The 11,746-nt window shown below is 32.6% G+C and carries 11 protein-coding genes and 1 pseudogene; 11 read left to right on the forward strand and 1 reads right to left on the reverse strand.

Features of this window, described 5'->3' with window-relative positions:
* Positions 1-54: 54 nt before the first annotated feature.
* Entirely contained in the window at positions 55-1,107 is a 1,053-nt protein-coding gene (locus tag B3C18_RS02485; protein ID WP_291141852.1) for a ferredoxin--NADP reductase, read from the reverse strand.
* Between the two features lie 127 nt (positions 1,108-1,234).
* On the opposite strand from B3C18_RS02485, the gene B3C18_RS02490 reads away from it, so the two are divergent.
* The 11 genes and pseudogenes from B3C18_RS02490 to B3C18_RS02540 form a co-directional block, all read left to right on the forward strand.
* Positions 1,235-2,704: a DUF5687 family protein gene (locus B3C18_RS02490; protein WP_291141854.1), complete on the forward strand. Its 1,470-nt coding sequence runs from the start codon at positions 1,235-1,237 to the stop codon at positions 2,702-2,704.
* Between the two features lie 62 nt (positions 2,705-2,766).
* Entirely contained in the window at positions 2,767-3,462 is a 696-nt protein-coding gene (locus B3C18_RS02495; protein ID WP_291141857.1) for an ABC transporter ATP-binding protein, read from the forward strand.
* Positions 3,463-3,551: 89 nt separating this feature from the next.
* The gene (locus tag B3C18_RS02500) at positions 3,552-6,164 is read left to right on the forward strand and encodes a tetratricopeptide repeat protein (protein ID WP_291141860.1); all 2,613 of its coding nucleotides are present in this window, start codon (positions 3,552-3,554) and stop codon (positions 6,162-6,164) included.
* 4 nt (positions 6,165-6,168) lie between these two features.
* Positions 6,169-6,567, forward strand: a complete 399-nt coding sequence (locus B3C18_RS02505) for a bactofilin family protein (RefSeq protein ID WP_291141863.1) — start codon at positions 6,169-6,171, stop codon at positions 6,565-6,567.
* Entirely contained in the window at positions 6,548-6,775 is a 228-nt protein-coding gene (locus B3C18_RS02510) for an AtpZ/AtpI family protein (RefSeq protein WP_053472989.1), read from the forward strand. The genes B3C18_RS02505 and B3C18_RS02510 overlap by 20 nt, the downstream gene beginning before the upstream one ends.
* Before the next feature lie 568 nt (positions 6,776-7,343).
* Positions 7,344-8,495, forward strand: coding sequence for a F0F1 ATP synthase subunit A (gene atpB / locus B3C18_RS02515; protein ID WP_291141869.1), 1,152 nt, complete (start codon positions 7,344-7,346; stop codon positions 8,493-8,495).
* A 103-nt stretch (positions 8,496-8,598) separates the two neighbouring features.
* On the forward strand, positions 8,599-8,790 hold the full coding sequence (gene atpE, locus B3C18_RS02520) for an ATP synthase F0 subunit C (protein WP_053472986.1): 192 nt from the start codon (positions 8,599-8,601) through the stop codon (positions 8,788-8,790).
* A 118-nt stretch (positions 8,791-8,908) separates the two neighbouring features.
* Complete coding sequence (locus B3C18_RS02525) at positions 8,909-9,409, forward strand: F0F1 ATP synthase subunit B (protein WP_291141874.1); 501 nt, start codon at positions 8,909-8,911, stop codon at positions 9,407-9,409.
* A 4-nt stretch (positions 9,410-9,413) separates the two neighbouring features.
* Positions 9,414-9,947 (forward strand): ATP synthase F1 subunit delta, encoded by a 534-nt coding sequence (gene atpH / locus B3C18_RS02530; protein ID WP_291141878.1) that lies wholly within the window; start codon positions 9,414-9,416, stop codon positions 9,945-9,947.
* A gap of 39 nt (positions 9,948-9,986) precedes the next feature.
* Positions 9,987-11,564, forward strand: coding sequence for a F0F1 ATP synthase subunit alpha (atpA, locus tag B3C18_RS02535; RefSeq protein WP_291141882.1), 1,578 nt, complete (start codon positions 9,987-9,989; stop codon positions 11,562-11,564).
* Positions 11,565-11,631: 67 nt separating this feature from the next.
* Positions 11,632-11,746 (forward strand): annotated as a pseudogene (locus B3C18_RS02540) (F0F1 ATP synthase subunit gamma); the annotation flags it as partial.

Genomic DNA, 11,746 nt, shown 5'->3' on the forward strand with positions numbered 1-11,746 from the left:
CAAATCCCAATACTAAAATTGGAATTTGGAATTTATATTTTAAAATTTAGAAAACTAAACGTCGTCGTAATCTACATAAATAGTATCCGAAGTTGGGTGCGCCTGACAGGTTAAAATTAAACCTTCGGCAATTTCACCATCTGTTAAAATAGAATTTTTTGTCATTTCAGCAGTTCCGGCAGTAACCCTTCCTAAACAGCTGCTGCAAATTCCGCCCTGACAAGAGTAAGGAGCATCAACGCCATGTTTTAAAGCAGCATCAAGAATGGTTTGTTTTTTAGACATTTCAAAAGTAACTTCTTCATCATCAACTAAAACAGTAATTTTAGTATGTCCTTCCTGAGAACCTTGAATTACGTGTTCTTCAGAAGAAGTAGTAAAAAGCTCAAATTTAATAGCAGATTCTTTTACGTTTTTCTCTTTCAAAACATTCGAAACCGTATTGATCATTTCTTCAGGTCCACACAAATAAAACTTATCAAATTCTAATTCTTTGTGTTTGTTGTTCAATACAAAATTTACGGTCGATTTTTCGATTCTTCCAAACAATGCATTTTCAACTTTCGCCTGGCTGTAAACATAATGCACGAAAAAACGGCCCACATATTGCAATTGTAAATCGTGTAATTCCTGGTGAAAAATAGTTTGTTCTGGAGTTCTGTTTCCGTAAACCAATACAAATGAACTTTTCGGCTCATTTTTTAAAACTGATTTTAAGATAGAAAGTACCGGCGTGATTCCGCTTCCGGCAGCAAACGCAACATAATTTTTTTGTCTTTCAGCATCTGGTTCAAAAGTAAATTTTCCTTCTGGCTGACCCACTTCAAGAACATCTCCTGCTTTTAGTATTGTGTTCGCAAATTGCGAAAACAAACCGCTCTTTACAGCTTTAACCGCAATTCGCAATTCACCGCTTTCTGGTGCAGAGCAAATAGAATATGCACGACGAATTTCTTGATTATCAAGAGTTAATTTTAAGTTTATGTATTGTCCGGCTATAAATTTATAGTCCTGTTTAAGTTCTTCGGGAACATTAAAAAGTACTGAAACTGCATCGGCAGTTTCACGTTTTACCTCTTTAATTATAAGTTTTAAAAATGAAGGCATGATTTAATTTTTTTGCAAAAGTAGCAAACGATAAGTAATTGACACTTACTAAAATATTTTTTTTAACTTTTTTTGTAACGTTTTCCTACATTTGATCTCTTATTACTAAAATCAAAACCAGTTAACCATGATTAAAAAGTTTATTTATCTCGAATGGAAGGCCTTTATCAGGTCGGCATCATTTGGTAAAAATGTGGCTATGAAAATTCTAATGGGATTTTTAATGATCTATTTTTCATTAATTTTTATTGGAATGGGCGTTGGAGCATTTTACATTCTTAAAGAAATGCACCTTGAACCATTTGTAACCGTAAACCGGTTTTTGATTTATTACTTTCTTTTTGATTTAGTAATTCGTTTGCTATTACAATCAATTCCGGTTTTGAATATCAAACCCTTATTGGTTTTGCCTTTTAAGAAACCTGTAATTGTTCATTTTTCATTAGGCAAAACAGTTTTGTCTTTTTTTAATTGGGTTCATGCTTTATTTTTTGTTCCGTTTTCTATTGTTTTGGCAATAGAAGGATATGATATAACAGCCATTATTTTCTGGAACCTGGCAATGCTTTCTTTTATATACATCAACAATTTTTTAAATATAATTTTAAGTAATATCGATAAATTATTTGTTGTTTTTGTTGGATTAATTCTTGTTTTAGGCGGCGCGCAATATTACAAATTGTTTGATATCACAATTTTTACAACTCCTTTTTTTCAAGGACTTTACAATATAAAAGGATTATTTTTAATTCCTGTTTTAGTATTGGCAGGTTTGTATATTTTTAGTTTTAAATTCCTCAAAAAAAATCTATATCTCGATGCCGGACTTTCTGTAAAAGAAGATGTTGCAACAATAGAGAATCTTTCTTGGCTAAATCAATTTGGAACCGTGGGAACTTTTCTGAAAAACGATATCAAACTTATAAAAAGAAACAAAAGGTCGAAAACGACTATTTTTATGAGCTTTTTATTTTTGTTCTACGGATTTTTATTTTTCTCCGGAGGAATTGAAACCTACGACAAACCAGTAATGCACCTTTTAGCAGGAATTTTTGTTTCGGGCGGATTTTTATTTGTCTTTGGACAATTTGTGCCAAGCTGGGATAGTTCATATTATCAATTAATGATGACACAAAATATCCCGTATCGCGGTTATATTATGGCAAAATGGTGGCTGATTGTTATTGCCACAATTATTTCTACAATTCTGGCTTCGTTTTATATTTATTTTGGATGGCAGATTTATTTAACGATTGTTGTTGCGGCAATTTATAACATTGGAGTCAATTCACATTTAGTGTTATTGGGAGGTGCTTTTACTAAAACCCCAATCGATTTAAGTAATGCCGGCGGTGCTTTTGGAGATAAAAAAGCGTTTAATGTAAGTGCAATGTTATTAACACTTCCAAAGATCTTACTGCCTTTGGCACTTTATGGAGCAGGAATTTATTTTGACAATAAAAACCTCGGATTAGCATTAGTGGCCGGCGCGGGCGTTTTAGGTTTTATTTTTAAAGACAAGGTTTTTTCTTTAATCGAAAAAAGATATAAAATCGAAAAGTACAGTACAATAAATGCTTATAAACAAAAGAGTTAATTAGAGAATTTGTCAATTTGATAATTAATCTAAAATCAACAATCTAAAATCTAAAATTACAAATGATACAAGTAAATCAACTTTCAAAAAAATATAACGGTACTACAGTTTTAAACATTCATAATCTTGAAATTCCAAAAGGACAGAGTTTTGGATTAGTGGGTAACAACGGAGCAGGAAAAACTACTTTTTTTAGTTTGCTTTTAGATTTAATCCAGCCTTCGACAGGAGATATAAAAAGCAATGATATTCAGGTAAATAAGAGCGAAAACTGGAAATCTTTTACAGGTTCTTTTTTAGATGAAAGTTTCCTGATTGGTTATCTGACTCCCGAAGAATATTTTTATTTTATTGGAGATTTACGTCATCAAAATAAAGCCGATATTGATGCATTGTTAGCCAAACATGAAGAATTTTTTAACGGAGAAATTTTAAACAACAAAAAATACCTTCGCGATTTATCAAAAGGAAATCAAAAGAAAGTTGGAATTATTGCAACACTTATAGGAAACCCTGAAGTAGTAATTTTAGATGAACCTTTTGCAAATTTAGACCCAACAACAGTAAGCAGATTAAAGAAAATTATTAAAGAATTAGCTGAAAACCCAAATGTTACCGTTTTGGTTTCGAGCCATGATTTACAACACACCGTTGAGGTTTGCGATCGAATAGTGGCACTTAATAAAGGTGAAATTGTAAAGGATATTCAAACCTCAGAAGAAACCTTACAAGAATTGGAATTGTTTTTTGCGGTATAACCCTCTAAAGTTTCAAAAAAGAAGTGTATTTTTACAAGTCATTATACTAAAAATGCTTTTTAGAAGTTAATGCTTTAAAATCAGTTCTATTGAAAAAGAATACTCTTAAATATAGTTTTTTTCTCACGTTTTTTCTCCTTTTGATAGCATGTTCTACCAAGAATAATACTTTTGTGAACAGAAATTCCCATGCATTAAGTACAAAATATAACATTTTGTACAATGGAGGAATTGGTCTTGACAAAGGACTGCTAGCTATTCAGGCCAATAATCAGGACAATTTCTGGAAAAGGCTTCCTATTGAAAAAATGCAGTTTGATGAAAATTTTTCGGAAGGATCAAAAACAAAAAATCCTGACTTTGAAAAAGCAGAAACAAAGGCAACAAAAGCAATTCAAAAACACTCCATGAATATTGGAGGAAGAGAAAGAAACTATCAAATTGACGAAGCATATTTAATGCTTGGAAAAGCCAGATATTATGATCAGCGTTTTATTCCAGCCTTAGATGCTTTCAATTACATTCTCTACAAATACCCAAACAGCAGTAATATTTATACGGCAAAAATCTGGCGCGAAAAAACCAATATGCGTTTAGGAAATGATGCGATTGTAGTTAAAAATATCAATCAATTATTAAAGAAAACAGATTTAAATAAACAGACATTTTCTGACGCCAATGCTTTATTGGCGGAAGCTTTTCTGAATTTAGAAGAAAGGGACAGTGCCGTTGCTAAACTTAGAATTGCAGAAGAATTTTCTAGAATAAATGAAGACCGTGCCCGTTATAAATTCATCCTGGGGCAGATGTATCAGGAAGTTGGAAACAAAGACAGCGCCACCTATTATTATGATGGCGTTATCGACATGAATCGTAAAGCCAACAGAAAATACATGATGCACGCTTACGCAAAAAAAGCGCAGATGTACGATTATGAAAAAGGCAACGATACCATATTTTTAAAAATCTATAATAAGTTAGTTGCAGATCGTGAAAACAGACCTTATTATGATGTTCTTTTTTATGAAATGGGAGTTTTCTATGATAAAAAGAAAGACAAAGAAAATGCATTAAAATTCTACAATAAATCGTTAAGAAGAAAATCTACAGATCCTTATTTAACGGCATCGGCTTACCGAAACATTGGAAACATGTATTTTAAAGATACAGATTACACGATGGCTGCTAAATATTATGACAGTACATTGACCAAGTTAGACCCAAAAACAAGAGAATTTGTTTTAATCGAGAAAAATAGAAAAAACCTTGACAACGTAATTAAATACGAAGGAATTGCAAAACGAAATGACAGTATTATTAAAGTCTACGGATTGCCTGATGCTGACAGAAAAATTTATTTTGAAAGTTACATTGCTGAACTTAAAAAGAAAGACGAAGCTAAACGAATTATAGCAGAGAAAGAAAAAGAGAAGTTAGCTAATATTGACCGAAATACAAATGCGTCGAATGCGCCGACAGCAATAAACCCGAATTCATTAGGAAAACCTGCAGATCCTGATGACGGAATTAGACCTCCATCTGGAAATGACGCAACAGCAAGTACTTTTTACTTTTACAACCCAACAACAGTTGCCTACGGAAAACTACAGTTTAAAAAAATGTGGGGTAACAGAACGATTGGCGGAAACTGGAGACTGGCTACAATAAAATCTGCAAATGATGCAGCAATGCTCAATGACAGTATAAATGAAGTGGAAGCAGCGAAGTTAAAAGATACGGTTGTTATTGAAAAGTATACCACTGCTTTTTATGAAAAACAACTTCCGAAAACGCAAACTGCAATGGACAGCATTGGTAAAGAACGCAATTTTGCCTATTATCAATTAGGCCTTATATATAAGGAGAAATTTAAGGAATATAAACTAGCAAGTGATAAACTAGAGCAATTACTTAAAAATAATCCAGAAGAAAAATTAGTGCTTCCATCGAAGTATAATTTGTATAAAATATATCAAATTACAGATCCGGAAAAAGCAGCAAGAATTAAATCAGATATAACGACAAATTATCCAACGTCGAGATATGCTCAGATTTTAAACAATACAAATGCTGATGATATAGCTTCGCCTGAAAAAGAATACCAAAAATGGTATAAACTATTTCAGGAAGAGAATTTTGATGTTGTGTTAGATAATATTGATAATTTAATCAATCAATATTCTGGAGAAGAAATTGTTTCTAAGTTTGAATTATTAAAAGCAAATACTTTAGGAAAAGTCAACGGACTGGATGCTTATAAAAAAGGTTTAGAAAACGTGGCAGATAATTATCCAAATAGTGAAGAAGGAAAAAAAGCAAGAGAAATTTTGGAGAAAGATGTCCCAGCTTTAGAAAGACTTAATTTTACAACTGTAGATAATAAAAACTGGAAAATTGTATATCTGGTTTCTAATACGGATACTAAAACAGTTAAAAAAATTGAAGAAGCAATTAGAGTATTTTTGTTAGTCGAAAATTTTGAAAGATTAACAACGTCTTTTGATAAATACAACAGAACCCAAAGTTTTGTGTCAATTCATGGTTTAAAATCTGAAGCTTATGCCAGAGATGTGGCAGGAGTTTTGAGAGAAGACGATAAATATAAAATTGCGCATCCGTCAATTATTATATCAGCAGATAATTACAAAGTGGTTCAAATTAAAAAGAACCTAGACGCCTACCTCGCCCCAAAAACCCCATAATATAATGTTTGACAAAGTAAAAAAAAACGGAACAGAACTTTTAGGAAAAACAAACCGAATTGTTGAAGGAACTTCTATTGTAGGAGATATTGTTTCAAAAGCCGATTTTAGATTAGACGGCGAATTGATTGGAAATTTCACCTCGCAGGGAAAATTAGTGATAGGCGCAACAGGCGCAGTAAAAGGAGAAATCATTTGTAATAATGCTGACATTGAAGGAGAATTTCATGGAAAAATTAAAGTTCTTGAAATTCTTAATATCAAAGCCGCAGCAAAAATTCACGGTGAAGTTGCCGTTGGAAAACTTTCTATAGAACCAGGCGCAGAGTTTACAGCAACTTGTACCATGCTGGCAAATTCAAATCCAGTAATTATGTTAGAAGATGGAAAAGGACCCGAATAAAAAACAAAATAATAAATGGATAGCCCTCATAAATATTCCTATTCAAATGGGGGTTATTATTTTTTTGTTTTCTTATTTAGGAACTTGGTTAGACGAAAACCATCCAAGTGAAAAGATATACTATAATAAGGTATTAGTTATGGTTGGAGTTGCAATTGCATTATATAATGTAATTCGTCAGGTAAACGAAATCAACAAAACAAAGTAAAATAAGTTTTAAAAACGGCTTGAATAAATATTGCATCTTTGCAAAAAATTGTTCGGAATGTTTTTAAAAAACTACAAACTTATTCTTCATCTGCATATTCTTGCAGTTGCTTCCTATATACTACATAAGGGAGTTTTTTATATTTTTAAAATTAATGATCAAAACTTTCATTATAGTATAGAAGTATTGTATTTGATCTTTTTATTTTTTTCTGCTTTACTATTAACACTAACAGTAAAATTCAAAAAAGATAAGTTCGACAGCATCGGAATGTTTTTTATGCTTGGAACTTTTATTCAAATGTTTGTGTATTATTTTGTTTTGCGGCCGATTTTATCCGACAAGATTCACAACATCCGTGTTGAAAAAATCAATTTTTTTGTAACATTTATTCTCTTTTTGTTATTTCAAACGATTTTAACTGTCCGATTATTAAATGAAAAGCGTTAAAATGCGGATTCTTTAAAACAAGGTTCAAAAATAATTTTTCATATCCTTTTGAATATTAATAAAAAATGTACCTTTGCACCAAATTTTAGAAACATAAAAAATAAGAATTTCCACAGATATGGTGATTTCAAACAAACCACTCAGATTTATTCTTGCAGCTTTTGTAGCTTGTCTTCCACTAATGAGCTTTTCTAATTCAGAAAAAGACTCGGCGCATGTTCAAACTGAAACAGCTCACGAAGCAGCTTCTGAAGGGCACCATGCAGAACCAACTGATGTAAAATCTAAAATTAAGGCTTTCATTGGCCACCACGTTTTGGACTCTCATGATTTTACTTTTACACAAGATGATGAGACTGGTAAATATTATGGTTTTCCATTACCGGTAATTATTTTGGATAATGGTCTTCAAATTTTTTCTTCTTCAAAATTTAACCACGGTCATGCAGTAGCAGAATCAAATGGAAATTATTACGTGATTAATCATCATGATGGTAAAATCTACAAAACAGATGCTGCCGGAACAATTACTGAAGATGAAAAAACAGGTCATCCTACAAATGTTCGTCCGTTAGACTTCTCAATTACAAAAACAGTACTTTCTATTTTTGTAGCAGCATTATTAATGTTCTGGTTATTTACAAGCTTAGCAAAATCATATGCTAAAAATGGAGGAATTGCTTCTGGAGCAGGAAGATTTTTTGAACCGCTTGTAGTTTTTATTCGTGACGAAGTTGCTATTCCTAATATTGGAGAAAAGCACCATAAAAAATACATGAGTTATTTATTGACAATATTTTTCTTTGTATTGTTTTTAAATATCTTCGGATTAACTCCACTAGGAATTAATGCTACAGGTAACTTAACAATTACATTCTCGTTAGCAATCCTTACTTTCTTAATTACAAACCTTACTGCAAATAAAAACTACTGGGGTCACATTTTCTGGATGCCGGGAGTGCCAAAACCAATGAGAATTATTTTGGCTCCAATTGAATTGTTAGGAGTTTTCATCAAACCATTTTCATTAATGATTCGTTTGTATGCAAATATCTTCGCAGGTCACATTGTATTAATGAGTATCATCGGATTAATGTTTATCTTTAAGAGCTGGATTGGAAGCAGTCTATCTTTCGGATTATCATTTGCACTTTCTATACTAGAGATTTTAGTTGCATTTTTACAAGCCTATATTTTTACAATGCTGTCTGCACTTTATTTTGGTTCAGCAGTAGAAGAGCACCACCACGAAGAGGAGGGGCACCACTAAAAATTAGATTTCAGAGTTTAGATTTCAGATTATTTCAATCTAAAAATCTACATTCAAAAATCTAAAATCAAAATTGAATGTTTAATTTTTAATATATACATATATGAACGGTTTAAATTTCATTGGAGCAGGATTAATCGTAATCGGAGCTGCTTTAGGTATTGGTAGAATTGGTGGTTCAGCAATGGACGCTATCGCTCGTCAACCAGAAGCTTCAGGAAAAATCCAAACAGCTATGCTTATTGCTGCTGCACTTATTGAAGGAATTGGTTTCGCTGCGTTATTCGCTGCTTAATTAAAACACAAAAAACAATAGTTGCAACGGTTGGTTGTAACTATTGTTTTAAAAATAAAACATTAAAATTGCCTTGTGCAGTTAAAAAGACATAATTTAAAATTTATAATCATATATAATGGAAAAGTTAATAAATCAGTTTGAGTTCGGTTTGTTCTTTTGGCAGATTCTAATATTTGTTGGATTAATATTTTTATTGAAAAAATTCGCTTGGAAACCAATTCTTGATGCAGTAAATGATAGAGAGCAAGGTATTAAAGATGCATTACTTTCTGCTGAAAATGCTAGACAAGAAATGCAAAACTTACAAGCAGACAATCAAAGAATTTTGAACGAAGCTCGTGCTGAACGTGATGCTATGTTAAAAGAAGCTCGCGAAATGAAAGAGAAAATGATTGCTGATTCTAAAAACGAAGCACAAACGCAAGGTCAAAAAATGATCGAGCAGGCTAAAGCGGCTATCGAAAGTGAAAAAAATGCTGCAATGGCAGAATTGAAATCTCAGGTTTCAACTTTATCATTAAGTATTGCTGAAAAATTATTGAAAGAAGAATTATCTAACAAAGAATCTCAAGCTAAATTAGTAGAGAAAATGTTAGGTGACGTAAAGTTAAACTAAGATTATGGCAAGTACAAGAGCAGCAATTCGTTATGCAAAAGCAATTCTAGACTTAGCAAACTCTAAAGGTGTTGCCGAAGCTGTCAATAACGATATGAAGTCAATTGCTTTGGCAATTGAGACAAATGCAGAATTGAGTACCTTTATTCAAAACCCAACTACAAAAGTTGAAGTTAAGGAAAGTGCTCTTTTAGAAGTTTTCGCAAATGTAAATGGCGTAACCAAAGGTTTATTTCATTTATTATTTGAAAACAAAAGATTTGAAATTCTAAATGCAATTGCATTAGAATACAGCAAACTATTTGATGAAAGTAATGGTATTGAAGTAGCAAAAGTTACAACTGCAATTCCTATGGATGCTGCATTAGAAGCTAAAGTTTTAGCTAAAATTGCAACTTTGTCAGATAAAAAAATTACAATTGAAAATATCGTAGATCCTTCAATCATTGGTGGATTTATTTTAAGAATAGGTGATAATCAATACAATGCATCTGTGTCAAACAGATTACAAGTATTAAAAAGAGAGTTAAGTAATTAGTTTTATTACACATAAAAAGTGTCTAAATTATAAATTAAGATGGCGGAAATCAAACCTGCTGAAATTTCAGCAATATTAAGAAAGCAAGTAGAAGGTTTTGAATCTGGTGCTACGCTAGAGGAAGTAGGAACAGTACTTCAAGTTGGAGACGGTATTGCTCGTATTTACGGGTTATCGAATGTACAATATGGTGAGTTAGTTGAATTTGATAACGGACTTGAAGCTATTGTATTGAACCTTGAAGAAGACAATGTTGGTGTGGTACTTTTAGGACCATCAACAGGAATCAAAGAAGGATCAACAGCAAAAAGAACACAACGTATTGCTTCTCTTAAAGTAGGTGAGCAAATGGTAGGACGTGTAGTTAACACTCTTGGTTTTCCAATTGATGGAAAAGGACCAATTGGTGGGGACTTATACGAAATGCCTTTAGAAAGAAAAGCTCCAGGAGTTATCTTCCGTCAGCCAGTTACTGAGCCATTACAAACAGGAGTAAAAGCAGTAGATGCTATGATCCCGGTTGGACGTGGACAACGTGAGCTTGTTATCGGTGACCGTCAAACAGGTAAATCAACTGTTTGTATCGATACTATCTTAAATCAAAAAGAATTTTACGATGCAGGAAAACCTGTATTCTGTATATATGTTGCAATTGGACAAAAAGCTTCAACTGTAGCAGGAATCGCAAAAATGTTAGAAGAAAAAGGAGCAATGGCTTATACAGTTATCGTTGCTGCAAATGCTTCTGACCCAGCTCCAATGCAAGTTTATGCTCCTTTCGCAGGTGCTGCAATTGGAGAATATTTTAGAGATTCAGGTCGTCCGGCACTTATTGTGTATGATGATTTATCTAAACAAGCTGTTGCTTACCGTGAGGTTTCTCTTTTATTAAGAAGACCACCGGGACGTGAGGCTTACCCTGGAGACGTTTTCTACTTACACTCTCGTTTATTAGAGCGTGCTTGTAAAGTAATTGCTGATGATGGAATTGCTAAAAACATGAACGATTTACCAGATTCTATCAAGTCTATCGTAAAAGGTGGTGGTTCATTAACTGCTTTACCAATTATCGAAACTCAGGCTGGTGACGTTTCTGCATATATCCCAACAAACGTAATCTCGATTACAGATGGTCAGATTTTCCTTGATGGAGATTTGTTCAACTCTGGAGTTCGTCCTGCTATTAACGTAGGGATCTCTGTATCTCGTGTTGGAGGTAATGCTCAAATTAAATCAATGAAAAAAGTTTCAGGAACTTTAAAATTAGACCAGGCTCAATTCCGTGAATTAGAAGCTTTCGCTAAATTTGGTTCTGACTTGGATTCAGTTACATTAAACGTAATTGAAAAAGGAAGAAGAAACGTTGAAATCTTGAAACAAGGTTTAAATGATCCTTATCCTGTTGAAAACCAAGTTGCTATTATTTACGCTGGTTCTAAAAACTTATTGAAAAGTGTTCCTGTAAATAAAGTAAAAGAATTTGAAGCTGATTTCTTAGCTTACTTAAACAGCAAACATAAAGATACGCTTAACGCGTTGAAAGCTGGTAAGTTAGATGACAACATTACTGATGTTATCGAAAAAGCAGCAAAAGAAATTTCAGCAAAATATATCTAATTAGAGAATTGGTAAATTAGATAATTAAAAAGTCTTTGAAGAATTTTCTAATTATCTAATTTTCAAATTGTCACATTTTTTTAATCGACAAATGGCAAATTTAAAGGAAATCCGAAATAGAATTACTTCCGTTTCATCGACGATGCAAATTACATCGGCAATGAAAATGGTTTCTGCTGCAA

The sequence above is a fragment of the Flavobacterium sp. UBA7680 genome (assembly GCF_002482975.1).
In the GTDB taxonomy this organism is placed as follows: Bacteria; Bacteroidota; Bacteroidia; order Flavobacteriales; family Flavobacteriaceae; genus Flavobacterium.